Here is an 18481-nt window from a genome sequence, read left to right as displayed (position 1 = left end):
CACCTAATCTCGTTTTGGAACAATCATTGCGCGGTCGGGTAATATCCGGTTAAAGCCACGCAACGGACATCAGATCCGCTGGAGAGGACATGATCGACGATTTCGACTTCGCGCTCGGCGAGAGCGCGGACATGATTCGTGAGGCGACGCGCCGCTTCGCCACCGACCGGATCGCCCCGCTGGCCGCGCGCATGGACGCGGAGGACTGGTTCCCGCGCGACATCTGGCCCGAAATGGGTGCGCTGGGTCTGCACGGCATCACCGTCGACGAAGCCGATGGCGGGCTGGGTCTGGGCTATCTGGAGCATGTCGTCGCGATCGAGGAAGTGTCGCGCGCCTCGGCATCGCTCGGCCTGTCCTATGGCGCGCATTCCAATCTGTGCGTCAACCAGATCCGCCGCTGGGGCAGCCCCGAGCAGAAGGCGAAATACCTGCCCGGCCTGATCTCTGGCGAGCATGTCGGCAGCCTGGCCATGTCGGAAGTGTCGGCGGGGTCCGACGTCGTCTCGATGAAGCTGCGGGCCGTGAAGGCCGATGGCGGCTGGGTGCTGAACGGCACCAAATTCTGGATCACCAACGCGCCCTATGCCGATACCTTGGTCGTCTATGCCAAGACGGGCGAGGGCAGCCGGGGGATCACCGCCTTCCTGATCGAAAAGGCCATGCCCGGCTTCGCGATCGGGCAGAAGATCGACAAGATGGGCATGCGCGGCAGTCCGACCGCCGAGCTGGTCTTCAGCGACTGTTTCGTGTCGGACGCGCAGGTGATGGGGCCGGTGAATGGCGGCGTCGGCGTGCTGATGAGCGGGCTGGACTATGAACGCGCGGTGCTGGCGGGGATTCAGCTGGGCATCATGCAGGCGTGCCTCGACGTGGTCGTGCCCTATGTCCGCGAGCGTCGCCAGTTCGGCCGGGCGATCGGCGAGTTCCAGCTGATCCAGGCCAAGGTCGCCGACATGTATGTCGCGCTCAATTCGGCGCGGGCCTATGTCTATGCGGTGGCGCGGAGTTGCGATGCCGGACGGACGACGCGGTTCGACGCGGCGGGTGCGATCCTGCTCGCCAGCGAAAATGCGGTGAAGGTGGCGATGGAGGCGATCCAGGCGCTGGGCGGGGCGGGCTATACCAAGGACTGGCCGGTCGAACGCTTCGCGCGCGATGCCAAGCTGCTCGACATCGGGGCGGGGACCAACGAAATCCGCCGGATGCTGATCGGCCGCGAACTGATCGGCAAGCTCGAAAAGGTGGCGCAATGACGGCCGACGCATTCCTCCCCAAGCTTGCTTGGGGAGGGGGACCGCGCTCGCAGAGCGTGGTGGAGGGGCAAGCCCCTCGCCCCTCCACCACCGCTTCGCGGCGGTCCCCCTCCCCATCGACGATGGGGAGGATGTGATGGGGGCTATTCTTTCCACACGGGTCGCCCGTGATGATACGGCGTTCCGCGCCAACGCCGACCATAACCGTGCGCTGGCCGAGCGTCTCCGCGCCGATGTGGCCAAGGCTGCTCTTGGCGGAAGTGAAACCGCCCGCGAACGCCATGTCGCGCGCGGCAAGCTGCTGCCCCGCGAGCGAGTGGAGCAACTGCTCGACGCGGGCGCGCCCTTCCTGGAAATCGGCCAGCTCGCCGCCAACGGCCTGTACGAAGACGCGGTGCCCGGCGCAGGCGTGATCGCCGGCATCGGCCGGGTCCATAGCCGCCAGGTGATGATCGTCGCCAATGACGCGACGGTGAAGGGCGGCACCTATTATCCGCTGACCGTCAAGAAGCACCTCCGCGCGCAGGAGATCGCGCTCGAGAACCGGCTGCCCTGCATCTATCTGGTCGACAGCGGCGGCGCGAACCTGCCGCACCAGGCCGAGGTGTTTCCCGACCGCGATCATTTCGGCCGCATCTTCTTCAACCAGGCGCAGATGTCGGCGGCGGGCATCCCCCAGATCGCCTGCGTCATGGGCAGCTGTACGGCGGGCGGCGCCTATGTCCCCGCCATGTCGGACGAGACCGTGATCGTGCGCGGGCAGGGGACGATCTTCCTGGCCGGACCGCCGCTGGTGAAGGCGGCGACGGGCGAGGTCATCTCGGCCGAGGAACTGGGCGGCGCGGACACCCATGGCCGCAAGTCCGGCGTGGTCGACCATGTCGCGCAGGATGACGACCATGCCCTGTCGATCGTCCGCGACATCGTCGCGACGCTGCCGCCGCAGATGCTGCCCGACGTCAACCTGGCCGAGCCGGATGCGCCGCTCTATACGGCGGACGAGCTATACGGCCTGATCCCACAGGACGTTCGCGCGCCCTATGACGTGCATGAGGTCATCGCCCGGCTGGTCGACGGATCGCGCTTCCACGAATTCAAGGCGCTGTACGGTGCAAGCTTGGTCTGCGGCTTCGCGCATATCCATGGCAAGCCGGTCGCCATCCTGGCGAATAATGGCGTGCTGTTCTCGGAGAGTGCGCAGAAGGGCGCGCATTTCATCGAGCTGGCCTGCCAGCGGCGTATCCCCTTGCTGTTCCTCCAGAATATCTCCGGCTTCATGGTCGGCGGCCGTTACGAGGCGGAAGGAATCGCCAAACATGGCGCCAAGCTGGTGACGGCGGTGGCGACGGCGCAGGTGCCCAAGATCACCGTGCTGATCGGCGGCAGCTTCGGCGCGGGGAATTACGGCATGTGCGGGCGGGCCTATTCCCCTCGCTTCCTGTTCACCTGGCCCAATGCGCGGATCAGCGTGATGGGCGGCGAACAGGCGGCGAGCGTGCTGGCGACGGTCCACCGCGATGCCGACAGCTGGACGCCGGACGAGGCGGAGGCGTTCAAGGTCCCGATCCGCCAGCGTTACGAGGACGAAGGCAATCCCTGGTACGCGACCGCGCGGCTGTGGGATGACGGGATCATCGACCCGGCACAGACGCGCGATGTGCTGGGACTGGCGCTGGAGGCGTGCCTGAACGCGTCGATCGCGGAGGCGCCCCGGTTCGGGGTGTTCCGGATGTGATGGGGCGGGGATGCCCCTCCACCACCGCTTCGCGGCGGTCCCCCTCCCCATCGGAGATGGGGAGGATTGCAGACGACGACCTATTCCTCCCCAAGTTCCACTTGGGGAGGGGGACCGTCCGAAGGACGGTGGAGGGGCAAGCGATCGTGAGCCTGCGCAACGATGTAACGGACGACGCTGTCCAGATCCCGAAGCACGTCACGCGCCGCGATCCGCAGAACCGCCACACCATGCTCGCTGAGAAAAACATCCCGCCGAGCATCCCGCTCCGGCCGGTCCCCCCGCTCATGAGCCTCGCCATCCACCTCGACCGCCAAGCGCGCCGCCGGGCAATAGAAGTCGAGCACATAGGCCCCAGCCGGATGCTGTCTGCGAAACCGCAAGCCTTCGGGCCGCTCGCGCAGAACGCGCCAGAGCAGGACCTCGGGCAGCGTCATGTCCCGCCGCAATCCCCTTGCGCGTCGCACCGTCCGGCCCGGCTTCGTCGCTATTCCCATCGCCCCTCCACCATGCTCCGCATGGTCCCTCTCCCCAAGCAGGGTTTGGGGAGGAATGAGGATTAAACCATGTTTTTTTCGCTCCTCATCGCCAATCGCGGCGAGATTGCCTGCCGCATCATCCGCACGGCGCGCGACATGGGTCTGCGCACCATCGCGGTCTATTCGGACGCCGATGCACGGGCGCTGCACGTCCGGCTCGCCGACGAAGCCGTCGCGATCGGCCCGGCCCCGGCGCGCGAAAGCTATCTGGACGCCGATCGCATCCTCGCCGCCGCGCGCGAGAGCGGGGCGGAGGCGATCCATCCCGGTTACGGTTTCCTGTCCGAAAATGCCGAGTTCGCCGAGAAGGTGATCGCCGCCGACCTGGTCTGGGTCGGCCCCGATCCCGACAGCATCCGCGCCATGGGCCTGAAGGACGCCGCCAAGGCGCGGATGATCGCCGCCGGGGTGCCCGTCACCCCCGGCTATCTGGGGGAGGACCAGTCGCCCGACCGCCTCGCCGCCGAGGCCGACGCGATCGGCTATCCGGTGCTCATCAAGGCGGTGGCGGGCGGTGGTGGCAAGGGGATGCGCCGCGTGGACGACCCCGCTGCCTTTGCCGAGGCGCTGGCGTCCTGCCGTCGCGAGGCGGCGGCGTCGTTCGGCGACGACCGGGTGCTGATCGAGAAATATATCCTCTCGCCGCGCCATATCGAGGTGCAGGTCTTTGGCGACCGCCACGGGCAGGTCGTCCATCTGTTCGAGCGCGACTGTTCGCTGCAACGCCGCCACCAGAAGGTGATCGAGGAAGCCCCTGCACCCGGCATGGACGACGCCACTCGGCAAGCCGTCTGCGCCGCCGCGGTCCGCGCCGCGCAGGCGGTGGACTATGTGGGGGCGGGCACGATCGAGTTCATCGCGGACGCCTCCGATGGCTTACGCGCCGACCGGGTCTGGTTCATGGAGATGAACACCCGCCTCCAGGTCGAGCATCCCGTCACCGAGGCGATCACCGGCGTCGATCTGGTCGAATGGCAGCTGCGCGTCGCGGCGGGCGAGCCCTTGCCGATGACGCAGGGCGATCTCTCCATCCATGGTCATGCCATGGAAGCGCGGCTCTATGCCGAGGACCCGACCAAGGGGTTCCTGCCCGCGATCGGCACGCTGGAGGTGTTCGACCTGGGCGACGACCCGGCGATCCGCATCGACACCGGCGTCGAGCAAGGCGCGGAGATCACCCCCTGGTACGACCCGATGATCGCCAAGGTCATCGCGCATGGCGACACCCGCGAGGAGGCGCGCGAGGCGCTGGCCGATGCGCTGGACGAGGCGGTCATCTGGCCGGTGCGCACCAATGCGGGCTTTCTGGTCCAGACGCTCGACCATGTCGATTTCGCGGGTGGCCGGGTCGATACCGGCCTGATCGCGCGCGAGGGCGAGGCGCTGATGCCGCCGCCCGAGCCGTCCGAAGAGGCGCTGGCCGAAGCCGCCGCCGCGCTGATTGGGCAGGACGAACTGACCGGCTTCCGCCTCAATGCCGCGCCCCGGCGGAGCGCGCGCTTCCTGCTCGACGGGCGGCCGATCACCGTCGATTTCAGCGAGGCGGGCGATGTGCCCCCGGCGCCGACCGATCAGGTGCTGATCTCGGAGGGCGGGCAAAGCTGGTCCTTCACCCGCTGGCGCGCCGATGGGCTGGCGGCGGGCGGGGCAGGGGATGGCGCGATTCTGTCGCCCATGCCAGGCCGGATCATCGCGGTCTCCGTGACCGAGGGACAGGCAGTGACGGCGGGCCAGCCGCTCGTCACGCTGGAGGCGATGAAGATGGAGCATGTCCTGACCGCGCCCTTCGACGGCATCGTCACCGACCTGAAGGCCCGGACCGGCGGGCAGGTGGCGGAGGGCATTGCGCTGGTCCGCATCGTCGCGGAGGATGCGGCATGAGCGGGCGCTTCTTCGAGGACTGGGCCATCGGCGACCGGATCGACCATCCGATCCGCCGCACGGTGACCGAGACGGACAATCTCCTCTTCTCGACCATGACGCACAATCCGCAACCACTGCACATCGATGCGGAAGCCGCGCGGGCCAGCGAGTTCGGGCGGATCCTCGTCAACGGCACCTTCACCTTCTCGCTGATGGTCGGGCTGTCGGTGGGGGAGACGACGCTGGGGACGCTGGTCGCCAATCTCGGCTATGACGAACTGGTCATGCCCGCGCCGGTCTTCCTGGGCGACACGCTTCGCGCGATGAGCGAGGTGACGGCCCTGCGCGAGAGCAAGTCGCGGCCGGGCGCGGGGCTGGTGACGTTCCGGCACGAGGCGCTGAACCAGCGGGGCGAGGTGGTATGCCGGTGCCTGCGGAGCGCCCTGGTGAAGAAGCGGGGATAGGGGCGTGGCCTTCGACTTCGCTCAGGCTGAACGGAACTTGGTACCAACCCCCGTTCGCACTGAGCGAAGTCGAAGTGCACGCCCCCAAACTCACAACCGCGTCCGCACCCCGACCCACAAGGTGCGCGGCGTCGCCCGCTCGATCAGCCCCGCGCCGCTATACGCCGCCTCGACCCGCGCATCGGCCAGGTTTTCCGCCCGCGCCTCGATCAGCCAGCCGCGCGTGACCGGCACCGCCGCATAGGCATCCAGCGTCGTCGCGGGGGCCAGCGACCGGACATTCTGGTCGTCCTCGAACTGGCGTCCGACATGCCGCACCGTCCCGCTAAGCGCCGCGCCGCGATGCGTGACCGCCAGCGTCGCCGAGAGCTGGTCGCGCGGAGTCTGGGCCGGACGCAAGCCATCCAGGGGCGCGGCAAGCCTCGATGCCTCGACCCTGGCATCGACATGCGACCAGGAGGCGCGGGCGCTGACCGGCCCCGAGGACGCACTCGCCTCCAGCTCGAACCCTTGCGACCGGATCGCGTCGAGATTCTGCCGCATCCGGTACACGCCATTCGCCGCGACGAAGCCGACGCCGGGGAAGGTCCCCGGCCCGCGCCCCATCGTCACATTGGCGATCGCATCGGTCAGCCGGTTGAGGAAATAGGTGCCCGACAGGCGCACGCCCGCCAGTGGCGTCAGGTCGAACCCGCCCTCGATACCCTCGACATGCTCGGGGTTCAGCGTGGCATTGGCGGCGGTGGCGTCGGCGCCCGCCCGGAACGGCCGGTAGAGTTCGTTGAGCGTCGGCAGGCGCCAGCCGCGATAGGCCGCCGCGCGCAGCGTCACGGGCTCGACCGGCCGCAGCGCCGCGCCCAGCCGCCCGGTGAATTCCTGCCCCGAACGGTCGGGAAAATTGGTGTCGGTCAGCACCGCGCCGGTCGCCAGCGCATTCTCGTCCAGCCGCCCGTTGCGGATGCGCCAATCGTCCACCCGCGCGGCGGCGGTCAGGGTCAGCGTGCCCGCCTCTACGCTGCCATCGGCGAATAGTCCCATGGTCCGCGTCGCACCGCCCGCCTCGCGCCGCCGGGTAGGGAGGCCCGCGACATAGGTGTAAAGCTCCTGCGTCCGTCCGCTGGTATCGCGAATGTCCCCGCCCAGCCGCAGCGTCACGGCCTCGCCCAGCGGCGGGGAGACCTCCACCCGGCCGCCCAGCCCGGTGGCGGGCACATTATACTGGTCGAGCGTCAGCGTCGCTGTGGTCCGCGCGGCGTTCACGCTGGCATAGCGCGAGGCGAATTGCCGCGTCTGGACATAGCCGAGCGCCGACCAGCCCCAGGCGCCGCGCCCGACCAGCCGGACGCTGGCATCCGCCCCGTCCGAGCGATTGTCGGTAAAGTCGGTGCCCCGATCGCGCGCATCGTGAAACGCCGCCAGCGTCATCTGCAGCTCGGTCGAGGGTGCGATCCCCACGACGCCGCGCGCCGCCCCCGAATATTGCTCATACGGGGCGGGGCGGTCGACGGGTCCCCGCTGCCCCTCGACGATGGGGGTGAAGCCGTCGCCCCGCGCATAGGCCCCCGATAATGTCAGGAACCCATCGCCCCGCACCAGCGACGCCGCCCCTTGCGCATCGACCGAATCCCGGCTGCCATAGGATAGCGCCAGATCGAGCGGGGACAGCTGGTCGGGGGTGGCGCTGTCCATCTCGATCGTGCCCGCCAGCGCGCCGGGGCCCCAATATCCCGACCCGCCGCCGCGCGTGACCCGGATGCGCCCCAGCCGCCCGGTGGCATAGGCCGGAAACACCACCCAGCCGCCGAACGGATCGGCCTGCGGCACCCCGTCGAGCACGAGGAGCGCCCGGCTGGAGGCGTTGCCGCCCAATCCGCGCAGCGTGATGCCCTGCGACGTCGGATGCGCCGAGCGGCTGTCCGATCGGCGGAACTGCTGGAGCCCCGCGACATCGGCCAGCACATTCTCCAGCCGCTGCGAGGCGTTCTGCGTGATCCGGTCGCGGTCGATCGTCACCACATCCAGCGCGCGGTCGCCTGGCTGGTCGCTCAGGCCCCGGCCGGTGACGATGATGTCGGGTTCGGTGGTCTGGGCGGGGAGGGTGGTGGGGGCGAGCGCGAGGGCGAGCAGAAGAACGGGCATGGTGAAGTGAGGGTCCCCTTTACGCCCCTTGATAGGGATGCTGCGATGGGAAGACGAATCAGGGCGGGAAGAGGTCCCGACTTCCATGAGTCTCACGCCCCTCCCGCAGGCGGGAGGGGATGGGGGAGGGGAGGTCACGGGCGACGCACTCTGCGAGGCACCATGCCCTCCCCAAACCCCTCCCGCCTGCGGGAGGGGCTTAAGATGGAATGGGTTGGCCGGAAACACGGATGACGTGCCGGAAAAACCCGCTTACAGTCCTGTCATCGTGGCCACCCTGCACACCCTTGCGAACCCCGCGCGCTTCCTGAAGATCGCCCGTCCGCTCACCGGGATTTTCCTGGGGCTGGGCGTCGTGCTGATCGCGATCGCGGTCTGGGCGGGGCTGGCGGTGACGCCGCCCGATTATCTTCAGGGCGAGACGGTGCGCATCCTCTATATCCATGTCCCCGCCGCCTGGCTGGGCATGGGCGGGTGGAGCGGGATCGCGGTGGCCAGCCTTTCGCTGCTGGTCTGGCGGCATCCGCTGGCGCAGGTCGCCGCGCGTGCCATCGCCTGGCCGGGGGCGGTGTTTGCCGCCTTGTGTCTGGCGACCGGCTCGATCTGGGGGCGGCCGACCTGGGGGACGTGGTGGCAATGGGACGGGCGGCTGACCTCTATGCTGCTGCTGCTGTTCGTCTATCTGGGCTATATCGCATTGGCGCGGGCCGATGCCGATCGCGGCGGGGACGGGCGGATTCCGGCGCTGTACGGGTTGGCGGGCACCGCGCTGCTGCCGGTGATCCGCTATTCGGTGGTGTGGTGGAACACGCTGCACCAGGGCCAGTCGATCGGGCTGACGGGGTCCAGCATCGACGGGTCATTGCTCTGGCCGCTGCCCATCGCGCTGGGCGGCTTCACCTTCCTGTTCGCGGCCATCGTGCTGATGCGGATGCGGACCCTGCTGGCGCGGGCCAGGGCCGAGGCGCGGATGCGGCGGATGGCGCGCGCATGAGCCAGTGGGCATTCGTCGCGGCGGCCTATGCGGTGATGCTGGGGGGCGCAGGCACGCTGACGCTGGTCAGCTATCTGGCGATGAAGCGCGCCGAGAAATGACGCCCAAATCGCAACGTCTCACGCTGGCGCTGCTGGCGCTGGCCGCGATCGTCGCGGCGGTGCTGCTCGCCATGTCGGCGATGAAGGACCAGGCGGCGTTCTTCTACACCCCCTCCGACGCGCAGAGGCAGGGCCTGCCGCTGGGCAAGGCGGTGCGGCTGGGCGGGATGGTCGAGGCGGGCTCGGTCCACCGCGCGCCCGACGGGGTGACGGTCCGCTTCGTCGTGACCGACGGCAAGGCGACGACGCCCGTGACCTTTGCCGGGATCACCCCCGACCTGTTCCGCGAGAAATCGGGCGTCGTGGCCGAGGGGCAGTTCCAGCCCGATGGCCGCTTCGTCGCGACCAATTTGCTCGCCAAGCATGACGAGAAATATATGCCCCCCGAAATGGCGGGCAAGCTGCACGAGAGCCGGAGCCTGAAGCCGTGATCGCGGAAGGCGGCCTTGCCGCGCTATGGCTCGCCGCGATGCTGGCGGGGTTGCAGTTGCTGTTCGGCGTCCTCGCGCTGCGACGCAAGGACGCGGCGGGCGAGCAGGCCATGGCGGCAATCGGGCCGGTCGCGATCGTGCAGGGGGCGCTGGTCGCCATCGCCATGGCCGCGCTGATCGCGGTGTTCGTCGGCACCGACCTGTCGGTCAAGCTGGTCGCCGAGAACAGCCATTCGGCCAAGCCCTGGATCTACAAATTCGCCGGCGCCTGGGGCAATCACGAAGGCTCGATGCTGCTCTGGGTCACGATCCTGGGTGCGGGCGGTGCCTTGGTCGCGTGGAAGGAACGCGCGCTCGACCGGGCGACGCATGTCGCGACGCTGGCCGCGCAGGGGGCGATCGCGCTGGGCTTCTATGCCTTCCTGCTGTTCGCCTCCAACCCGTTCGCGCGGTTGAACCCCGCGGCGGTCGAGGGGCAGGGGCTCAACCCGCTGTTGCAGGACCCCGGCCTCGCCTTCCACCCGCCGACGCTTTACGCGGGCTATGTCGGGCTGTCGGTCGCCTTTTCCTTTGCGGTCGGCGCGCTGGTCACGGGGCAGGTCGGGCCGGTCTTCGCGCGCGCGATGCGGCCCTGGGTGCTGGGCGCCTGGGTGCTGCTGACCATCGGGATCACCGCGGGGTCCTACTGGGCCTATTACGAGCTGGGCTGGGGCGGTTGGTGGTTCTGGGACCCGGTCGAGAATGCCTCGCTGATGCCGTGGCTGGCGGCGACGGCGCTGCTTCACTCGGTCAATGTGCTGGCGGCGCGTGACGGGCTTCGCGCCTGGACGGTCATGCTGGCGGTGGTCGCCTTCTCCATGTCGATGATCGGCACCTTCCTGGTCCGGTCGGGTATTTTGACCAGCGTCCATGCCTTTGCCGTCGATCCCCGGCGCGGGGCGTTCATCCTGGGCTTGCTGGGCCTCTATATCGGCGGGGCGCTGGCGCTGTTCGGGGCGCGGATCGGGCAGGTGCGCGCGGGCCGCAGCTTCGCCTTTGTCAGCCGCGAAGGCGGGCTGGTCGTCAACAACCTGTTGCTGTCGGTGATCCTGGGCGTCGTGCTGATCGGGACGCTCTATCCGCTGGTCGCGGCCGGGTTCGGCGTGCGGCTGTCGGTCGGGCCGCCCTTCTTCCAGGCCGCCGCCGGGCCGATCGCGCTGGCGCTGGTCGCCGTCATGGCGGTCGGGCCTGCCCTGCGCTGGCGGCAGGACCAGGCCGAGGCGGTGCTGATCCGCATGTTGTGGCCGATGGTCGCGGCGGCGGGGACCTTCGCGCTGCTGCTGACGCTGGCGGGGAGCATGAGCATCCTGTCGCTGCTCGGCCTGTCCTTCGGCATCGGGCTGATCGTCGCCAGCGTCCTGCCGGTCACCCGGCGCAACTGGCGGCGCACGCCCTTGCCGATCTGGGGCATGGTCGTCGCGCATGTCGGTATGGGGGTGAGCATGGTCGGCATGGCATGCGACAGCGCGTTCACCGCCGAGCGGCTGGTCGCGCTCTATCCGGGGCAGGCGACGATCGTCGGGCCGTGGCGGGTACAGCTGGACCGCATCTATCCCAATGTCGGGCCGAACTGGTCGGCGCTGGAGGCGCGGCTGACTGCGACGCGCGACGGCGACGGCGCCACGCTGCGCCCGCAACAGCGTTTCTTTACCGACCCGCCGACCACCACCAGCGAGAGCGCGATCGCGACCCGCTGGGACGGACAGCTCTATACCGTGCTGGGGCAGCAGGATGCGGCGACCGGCCGCTGGCAGCTGCGGCTGTGGTGGAAGCCCTTCGTGACGCTGATCTGGCTGGGCGGCGTGCTGATCGCGCTGGGCGGCGCGCTGGCGCTGTTCGGGCGCTGGTTCAAGGGCTGGCAGCAGCGGCGGCGCGAGGCGCTCTGGGGATGAAGCGCTGGCTGATCTGGGTGCCGCTGGCGGGTTTTGCGATCCTGTTCGTCGTGGTGGCGAGCGGGCTGATGCGGCCGTCCGACACCACCGTCCGCTCGACCCTGGTCGACAAGCCGCTGCCGGACTTTCGTCTCGACCCGATGGTGCCGGGCAAGCCGGGGGTGGCGAGCGCCGACTTCGGCAAGGGGCAGCCGCGCCTGCTCAATGTCTTTGCCAGCTGGTGCATCCCCTGCATCGCCGAGGCGCCGCAGCTGATGGCGCTGAAGGCGAAGGGCGTGCCGATCGACGCGATCGCGATCCATGACAAGGGCCCGGCCATCGCCGACTTCCTGCGGCGCAACGGCGATCCCTATGCCGCGATCGGCGACGATGCGCATAGCCGGGTGCAGATGTCGCTCGGCTCGTCGGGCGTGCCGGAGACGTTCCTGATCGACGCGCGGGGCCGGATCGTGCGCCAATATATCGGGGATATCCGCGCCGATCAGGTCGACCGGATCGTCCGCGACGTGGCGGCGGCGCGATGAGCCTGTTCCTCGCCTTGGCGCTGAGCGGCGCGGCTGTGGTCGATTACGGCAACACGCAGCTGGCCGATCCCCGCGCCGAGGCGCAGGCGCGCGCCCTGATGGGCGAGTTGCGCTGCGTCGTCTGTCAGGGCCAGTCGATCGCCGACAGTGATGCCGACATGGCCGCGGACATGCGCGCCCTGGTCCGCCAGCGTATCGCGAAGGGCGAAAACCCGGCGGCGATCCGCCGGTGGCTGATCGAGCGGTATGGCGATTATGTCAGCTACGACCCGCCGCTGTCCGGGGCGACCGCGCTTCTGTGGGCGACGCCCCTGCTGTTGCTGGTCGCCGGGGCGTGGATCGCGCGCGGCAGTTTTCGGAGGCGGCGCTGATGGGCTGGCTGGCGCTTTTGGTGCTGATGGGCGGCGCACTGGCGCTGGCGTGGCGGTTGGGGCTGCCCCGGCCGCTGTGGACGATGCTGGGCGCGGCGCTGGCGCTGGGCGGGGTGGGTTATGCTTGGCAGGGGCGGCCGATGCTGGCGGCGAGCGCACCCGCGCCCCGGCCCGACCCGCTGCTCGACAATGATGCGCTGGTTGAGCTGCGCGGCCAGCTGATGGGGCGTTATGGCGGCGAGGCTGCGATGTTCACCGCTGCCGACGCGCTGGCGCGCTCGGGGGACAAGCGGACCGCGGTGCGGATCATGCTCGCCGCCGTGGGGGGGAACCCGCGCAGCGTCCCCTATTGGACCGAGCTGGGCAATGTCCTGTTCGCGCATGACGGCTATCAAATGTCGCCCGCCGCACGCTTCGCCTTCCGCCGCGCGCGTACGCTGGGGCCTGGCGACCCGGCCCCCTTCTTCTTTGAGGGGCTGGCCTGGATGCGGGCGGGGGACTTTGCCAAGGCGCGTGTCCGGTGGCGACGCGCTTTGGCGCTGACCCCCGCCGATGCACCCTATCGCGACGCCATCGCGCAGCGGGTCATGCTGCTCGACCAGGCGATGGCGATGATGGGGCAATGATGGGGCAATAGGGGCTTATTTGCCCCGGCCCGTCTTGTCCTGCAGCGCGTCGATCCGCTTGGAGGCGTCGGCCTTGCTCAACGTATCGTCGAACGCTTCGCCTGCTTCCTCGGACAAGGTCTTCAGGTAGCTGGCCTGCGCGCCCGTCATCGGCTCGTCGCCGGTGGTCCAGTCGTCGGGGTCCTTCTCGGCATTGGAGAAGGGTTCGGATTTGGGATTGTCGGTCATGGCGTGATCCTTTCGACGGGATCAACTCGCATGTTCCGGCTTTGTTTCTTTGTCGGTTCGCGCGGAGGCGCGGAGACGCAGAGAGCGTCAGGATGGGGGCTGCCCCTGGTGTTCGTTCGGCCGAGGATTTCGCCGCGCCGTCGTGGTGGGGGGCCAGCCTTACGGCTGGATATCCCATCTCCGCGTCTCCGCGCGAACCGGAATCATCCGCTCCGTTCAGCCCGAGCGAAGTCGAAGGCCACGGACCGACCTTGCGGCCAGGTCCGGGGCGTGCGCTTCGACTTCGCTCAGGCCGAACGGAGGTCGGGTTTAGCCCGCCCAGGCCTCGAACGGCAGGTCCAGCGCCTCGGCGACAGCCGCGTGGCGGATCTTGCCGCCCGAGACGTTCAGGCCCGCCGCCAGATGCGCGTCCGCCTTCATCGCGGCCTCGGCGCCCATGTTCGCCAGCTTGACCGCGAAGGGCAGGGTGGCGTTGTTCAGCGCGAAGGTCGAGGTGCGGGCGACTGCACCCGGCATGTTGGCGACGCAGTAATGGATCACGCCGTCGACCTCGAACACCGGGTCCTGGTGGGTGGTGGCATGGCTGGTCTCGAAGCAGCCGCCCTGGTCGATCGCGATGTCGACCATCACCGATCCGCGCTTCATCGTCTTCAGCATGTCGCGGGTGACCAGCTTGGGCGCCGCCGCACCGGGGACCAGCACCGCGCCGATGACGAGGTGCGCATTCTTCACCGCCGCCGCGATCGCCGCCTTGGAGGCATAGGCGGTCTTGATCTGGCTGGAGAAGAACATGTCCAGTTCGGCCAGACGGTCGTTGTTGATGTCATAGATGGTGACGTCGGCGCGCAGGCCGACCGCCATCTGCGCGGCGTTCACGCCCGAGACGCCGCCGCCCAGGATCGCGACCTTGGCGGGTGCCACGCCGGGCACGCCGCCGAGCAGGATGCCGCGGCCGCCCTGCTGCTTTTCCAGATAATGCGCGCCGACCTGCACCGCCATGCGGCCCGCGACCTCGGACATCGGCTTCAGGAGCGGCACGCCGCCGCGCGGGGAGGTGACCGTCTCATAGGCGATGCAGGTCGCGCCCGACTTCATCAGCCCCTCGGCCTGCGGCTTGTCGGCGGCGAGGTGGAGATAGGTGAACAGGACGTGGTGCGGGCGCAGCATCGCGACCTCGACCGCCTGCGGCTCCTTGACCTTCACGATCATCTCGGCCTGGTCGAACACCTCGGCCGCGGTGGCGACGATGCGCGCGCCCGCGTCGACATAGTCCTGGTCCTCGAAGTCGATGCCGCTGCCGGCCTTCGTCTCGACGATGACCTCATGACCGGCCGCGACCAGCTCGGCGACCGAGGGCGGGGTCAAGCCGACGCGATATTCGTGGTTCTTGATTTCCTTGGGGACACCGACGCGCATGACGAACTCTCCTGAAAAGGCGTTGTCCCGATAATAGCGCCGATCAGGCGGGAGAGGTGTGCAAAGCCGTCCCGGAGGATCGTATAAAATGGGATTTCCTTGCGTAAAGGGCGGGTGTAGCGGGATGGAATGTCCGACGCGATCGACCGCCGCATCCTGGCCCAGCTGGCCCGCGATTCCGACCTGACCAGCGCTGCGCTGGGGGAGAAGGTCGGACTGTCCGCCAGCGCGGCGCATCGCCGGGTGGCGCAGTTGCGGGAAAGCGGGGTGATCTGCGGCTATCGCGCGATCCTGAGCCATGAGGCGCGGGGGCGGCCCTCCACAGTGATGGTCAACGTCACGCTCAAGGACCAGCGCCAGGATACCATGGCCGCGTTCGAGCGCGAGATCCTGCGCTGTCCCGAGATTGTCGAATGTTTCCTGATGAGCGGCGAGGCGGATTACATGATCCAGGTCGAGGTCCGCCGCGACGACAGCTATGAGCGTATCCATCGCGAGACGCTGGCGCGATTGCCGGGGGTGACGCGGCTGGCCTCGCACTTCGTGATCCGCGAGGTGGTGCGGCGGTCCTAGGGGCGATCGACGTTCAGCGATGCCTTTCCGTCCCTCGCCCCTCGCAGAGGGGAGAGGGTTGCGCAGACTTGGTCTTTGCGAGAGCAAAGGCTTAGTCGGAGCTGGGTGAGGGGTGGGCACTCGCTTCGCGAGTGCGCGAGCCTACAGGCTCGCTCAACCCCTCACCCAAGCTGCGCTAGCCAGCAGGCTGGCAAGCTTCGCTAACCCTCTCCCCTGTCCAGGGGAGAGGGGAAGAAGACGCAATCGTGAATGGCGACCCGCCCTAAAAATCCTCCCCGTGCCGGGCAGGATCGAACCGTGCTTCCCACCCCTCGAATCTCCCGATAGGGATCGGCCCATGGCACAGTTTGCTTTCACGTCCTCCATTCTCCGCGCCGCGCTTGCGACAGTGGCGATCGCGCTGACCCCCGCCGCCGCGTTCGCCGATGGGCTGGTCGACAATGTCACGGGGCTGACGCTGGGCAAGGACGGCAAGGTGGTGCGCTTCACCGGCCTGCTGATGAGCCCGGACGGCAAGGTGACGAAGCTGTTGTCGGCCAAGGACAAGCGCCCCGAAAAGCTGGACTGGCGCGCCGACATGAAGGGGCGGGTGCTGATCCCCGGCTTCGTCGATTCGCATGGGCATGTGATGGGGCTGGGCTTTCGCCTGCTCGAACTCGATCTCGCCCCCACCAAGTCGCTGGACGAGGCCAAGGCGCGGATCGCGGCCTATGCGGCGGCCAATCCCGATCGCAAATGGGTGATGGGCGGCGGCTGGAACCAGGAAGCCTGGGGGCTGGGCCGCTTCCCCACCGCCGCCGATCTCGACGCGGTGGTGCCCGACCGCGCGGTCATCATGGAGCGCGCCGACGGCCATGCGCTCTGGGCCAACAGCGCGGCGATGAAGGCGGCGGGGATCACCGCCAAGACCGTCTCCCCCCCCGGCGGTCGGATCGAGAAGGTCGGCGGGCAGCCATCGGGGGTGTTCGTCGATGCGGCGATGGCGCTGATCCAGAAGGTGGTGCCGCAGCCGCTCGCCAAGGATCGCAACGCCGCCTTCCTGAAGGCGCAGAACGACCTGCTGTCGCACGGCATCACGGCCACCGCCGACATGGGCACGACGCTGGACGAATGGATGACCTATCGCCGGATGGGCGATGCGGGCAATCTGCGCGTCCGCATCATGAGCTATGGCGGCGGGATCGAGGATACGGTGCGGATCGGCGGCACCGGGCCGACCCAGTGGCTGTACAACAACCGGCTGCGGCTGGTCGGGGTCAAGCTGTACGGCGACGGCGCGCTGGGATCGCGCGGCGCCTGGCTGAAACAGCCCTATGCCGATGCACCGGGCCAGACCGGGCTCGGCTTCATGACCGACGACGTCATCCGCAACCTGATGAGCCGCGCGGCGATGGACAAATATCAGGTCGCGGTCCACGCGATCGGCGACAAGGCCAATGCGCAGGTGCTCGACGCGATCGACGAGCTGGCCGAGACCTATAAGGGCGACCGGCGCTGGCGGATCGAGCATGCGCAGGTGGTCGATCCCGCCGACCTGCCGCGCTTCGGCCGCCACGGCATCATCGCCTCGATGCAGCCGGTGCACGAGACCAGCGACCGCCAGATGGCCGAGGCGCGGCTGGGCCCGGCGCGGCTGTCGGGGGCCTATGCGTGGAACACCATGCTGAAGAACGGCGCGACCCTGGTCTTCGGGTCCGACTATCCGGTCGAGAGCCCCGATCCCTTTGCGGGCTGGGCGGCGGCGATCACCCGGCAGGGGGCGGACGGCCAGCCCTATGGCGGGTGGCAGCCGCAGGAGATCATCGGGCGCGAGGCGGCGTGGCGCGCCTTCACCATGGACGGCGCCTATGCGGGCTTTGCCGAGGACCTGTTCGGGCGGCTGGGCGTGGGTCAGCAGGCGGATTTCGTGATCGTCGACCGCAACCCGCTGGACGCCAACCCCAGCGAACTGCGCGCGACCCAGGTCGAGGAGACGTGGATCGGCGGGCAGAAGGTGTGGGAGCGGCGCTGATCCATCCCGGATCGGGACGCGGATCGATAATGATTTGGCAGGGCTTCGGGTCGTATCCTGGGCGCATGAAACATCGTCTGCTCGTCGCGGGTCTGGCCCTGGCCGCCCTCCCATCGCTTGCGGTCGCGTCGCCGGTCGTGGGGATCGATGCGCTCAAGCAGTGGAATCTGATCGTGCTGGGCGACCTGACCTCCAGTTCGGAGGTGGAGGGGCGGACCTTTGTCGGTGGCAATCTCAGCGGCAATTCGTCCAACTATCAGATCCGCACGGTGGCCGCGTCCGACTATGCGCTGCCCGGCCTGACCGTCGTCGGCGACGTGCTGGGCGGCACCAAGAATCTGAACAACGGGTCGGGGGCGCTGGTCGGCGGCAATGTCCAGAGCGGCTTCAACCTGAACGGCGGCATCCAGACGGTGAAGGTCGGCGGCCTCCTGTCCAACACAAACATCAACCAGAATATCGTCCAGGCGGGGCTGGGCACCAGCGATCCCGGCTTCGTCGCGGGGTTGAACCAGCAGAAGACGCTGCTGGCGAGCAGCATGACCGATTTGTCGAACAGCTATGCCGGGCTGGCGGCGACCGGGCAGGTGGCGATCAGCGGCAATCGCGCGACCTTCAACGCGGTGGTGGGCGCCAATGGCGTGGGCGTGTTCAACCTGACCGCCGCCGACCTGTCGCGCTTTGGCGAGATCGCGTTCAACACCAATGGCGCCGATACGGTGATCGTCAATGTCAGCGGGTCGTCGATCCGGCTCGACGACAATTTCCTGGGCGGTGCGACGGGGCTGGGCGAGCATGTCATCTGGAACTTCCCCGAGGCGACCAGCCTGGAGCTGACGACCGCGTGGAAGGGCTCGGTCCTGGCGCCCAAGGCGGCGGCGGTGACGGGCAATTATATCGAGGGCTCGGCCGTGTTCGGTAGCCTGATCCAGAACGGCGAATTCCATCTGGGCACCTATATCGGCACCTATTCGCCGCCCGCACCCAATCCGCCGAGCAGCTCGGGCGGCGGGACGGGCAGCAGCGGCGGATCGCCCGCGCCGGTGCCCGAGCCCGCCAGTCTGTTGCTGATGGCCGGAGGGCTGGGCCTGTTGGCGATGGTGATGCGGCGGCGGCGCGCATCGGCCTGACGGCGGGTGCGTCGCGTGGCCTTAGGGCCGATCGCCATTCAGCGATGCCTTTCTGTCCCTCGCCCCTCGCAGAGGGGAGAGGGTTGCGCAGACTTGGCCTTTGCGAAAGCAAAGGCTTAGTCGGAGCTGGGTGAGGGGTGGGCGCTCGC

General features: G+C 68.6%; 17 protein-coding genes. 13 read left to right on the top strand and 4 right to left on the bottom strand.

The annotated features are described in order from the left end of the window. Window positions 1–89 precede the first annotated feature (89 nt). Window positions 90–1256, top strand: coding sequence for an acyl-CoA dehydrogenase family protein (locus ABIC44_RS15015; protein WP_354296351.1), 1167 nt, complete (start codon window positions 90–92; stop codon window positions 1254–1256). Between the two features lie 136 nt (window positions 1257–1392). Further along, window positions 1393–2991, top strand: coding sequence for a carboxyl transferase domain-containing protein (locus ABIC44_RS15010; protein ID WP_502959855.1), 1599 nt, complete (start codon window positions 1393–1395; stop codon window positions 2989–2991). A gap of 80 nt (window positions 2992–3071) precedes the next feature. Here ABIC44_RS15010 and ABIC44_RS15005 read toward each other — a convergent pair whose 3' ends face one another. After that, window positions 3072–3488 carry an endonuclease domain-containing protein gene (locus tag ABIC44_RS15005; protein ID WP_354296349.1) on the bottom strand — a complete coding sequence of 139 codons (417 nt, stop codon included), beginning with the start codon at window positions 3486–3488 and terminating at the stop codon, window positions 3072–3074. A 69-nt stretch (window positions 3489–3557) separates the two neighbouring features. On the opposite strand from ABIC44_RS15005, the gene ABIC44_RS15000 reads away from it, so the two are divergent. Continuing rightward, a complete protein-coding gene (locus ABIC44_RS15000; protein ID WP_354296347.1) occupies window positions 3558–5411 on the top strand; it encodes an acetyl/propionyl/methylcrotonyl-CoA carboxylase subunit alpha in 1854 nt (617 codons plus the stop codon). After that, window positions 5408–5857, top strand: coding sequence for a MaoC family dehydratase (locus ABIC44_RS14995; protein WP_354296346.1), 450 nt, complete (start codon window positions 5408–5410; stop codon window positions 5855–5857). Before ABIC44_RS15000 ends, ABIC44_RS14995 begins: the two co-directional genes overlap by 4 nt. 90 nt (window positions 5858–5947) lie before the next feature. On the opposite strand, the gene ABIC44_RS14990 is transcribed toward ABIC44_RS14995, so the two are convergent. Next, window positions 5948–7996 carry a TonB-dependent receptor gene (locus ABIC44_RS14990; RefSeq protein WP_354296345.1) on the bottom strand — a complete coding sequence of 683 codons (2049 nt, stop codon included), beginning with the start codon at window positions 7994–7996 and terminating at the stop codon, window positions 5948–5950. 268 nt (window positions 7997–8264) lie between these two features. On the opposite strand from ABIC44_RS14990, the gene ccmC reads away from it, so the two are divergent. The 6 genes from ccmC (at window position 8265) to ABIC44_RS14960 (ending at window position 12974) form a co-directional block, all read left to right on the top strand. Further along, window positions 8265–8990 carry a heme ABC transporter permease CcmC gene (ccmC, locus tag ABIC44_RS14985; protein WP_354296343.1) on the top strand — a complete coding sequence of 242 codons (726 nt, stop codon included), beginning with the start codon at window positions 8265–8267 and terminating at the stop codon, window positions 8988–8990. Window positions 8991–9087: 97 nt separating this feature from the next. Then, entirely contained in the window at window positions 9088–9522 is a 435-nt protein-coding gene (gene ccmE, locus ABIC44_RS14980) for a cytochrome c maturation protein CcmE (RefSeq protein ID WP_354296341.1), read from the top strand. Further along, a complete protein-coding gene (locus ABIC44_RS14975) occupies window positions 9519–11453 on the top strand; it encodes a heme lyase CcmF/NrfE family subunit (RefSeq protein WP_354296340.1) in 1935 nt (644 codons plus the stop codon). The genes ccmE and ABIC44_RS14975 overlap by 4 nt, the downstream gene beginning before the upstream one ends. Beyond that, the gene (locus tag ABIC44_RS14970) at window positions 11450–11977 is read left to right on the top strand and encodes a redoxin family protein (RefSeq protein ID WP_307103276.1); all 528 of its coding nucleotides are present in this window, start codon (window positions 11450–11452) and stop codon (window positions 11975–11977) included. The genes ABIC44_RS14975 and ABIC44_RS14970 overlap by 4 nt, the downstream gene beginning before the upstream one ends. Further along, on the top strand, window positions 11974–12348 hold the full coding sequence (locus ABIC44_RS14965) for a cytochrome c-type biogenesis protein (RefSeq protein WP_354296339.1): 375 nt from the start codon (window positions 11974–11976) through the stop codon (window positions 12346–12348). The genes ABIC44_RS14970 and ABIC44_RS14965 overlap by 4 nt, the downstream gene beginning before the upstream one ends. Then, the gene (locus ABIC44_RS14960) at window positions 12312–12974 is read left to right on the top strand and encodes a tetratricopeptide repeat protein (protein WP_354296337.1); all 663 of its coding nucleotides are present in this window, start codon (window positions 12312–12314) and stop codon (window positions 12972–12974) included. The genes ABIC44_RS14965 and ABIC44_RS14960 overlap by 37 nt, the downstream gene beginning before the upstream one ends. Window positions 12975–12989: 15 nt before the next feature. On the opposite strand, the gene ABIC44_RS14955 is transcribed toward ABIC44_RS14960, so the two are convergent. Both ABIC44_RS14955 and ald read right to left on the bottom strand, forming a co-directional pair. Continuing rightward, a complete protein-coding gene (locus ABIC44_RS14955) occupies window positions 12990–13202 on the bottom strand; it encodes a DUF3072 domain-containing protein (RefSeq protein ID WP_307103283.1) in 213 nt (70 codons plus the stop codon). Between the two features lie 309 nt (window positions 13203–13511). Continuing rightward, on the bottom strand, window positions 13512–14618 hold the full coding sequence (gene ald, locus ABIC44_RS14950; RefSeq protein ID WP_309698908.1) for an alanine dehydrogenase: 1107 nt from the start codon (window positions 14616–14618) through the stop codon (window positions 13512–13514). Between the two features lie 129 nt (window positions 14619–14747). On the opposite strand from ald, the gene ABIC44_RS14945 reads away from it, so the two are divergent. The 3 genes from ABIC44_RS14945 (at window position 14748) to ABIC44_RS14935 (ending at window position 18332) form a co-directional block, all read left to right on the top strand. Then, window positions 14748–15191 carry an Lrp/AsnC family transcriptional regulator gene (locus ABIC44_RS14945; protein WP_307103285.1) on the top strand — a complete coding sequence of 148 codons (444 nt, stop codon included), beginning with the start codon at window positions 14748–14750 and terminating at the stop codon, window positions 15189–15191. 337 nt (window positions 15192–15528) lie between these two features. Next, window positions 15529–17202 carry an amidohydrolase gene (locus ABIC44_RS14940; protein ID WP_354296335.1) on the top strand — a complete coding sequence of 558 codons (1674 nt, stop codon included), beginning with the start codon at window positions 15529–15531 and terminating at the stop codon, window positions 17200–17202. A gap of 65 nt (window positions 17203–17267) precedes the next feature. Further along, complete coding sequence (locus ABIC44_RS14935) at window positions 17268–18332, top strand: choice-of-anchor A family protein (RefSeq protein ID WP_354296334.1); 1065 nt, start codon at window positions 17268–17270, stop codon at window positions 18330–18332. The last annotated feature ends 149 nt before the right edge of the window (window positions 18333–18481 follow it).

It is taken from the genome of Sphingomonas sp. 1185 (assembly GCF_040544655.1).
Taxonomy (GTDB): domain Bacteria; phylum Pseudomonadota; class Alphaproteobacteria; order Sphingomonadales; family Sphingomonadaceae; genus Sphingomonas.
This window is presented reverse-complemented; position numbering and strand designations above follow the sequence as displayed.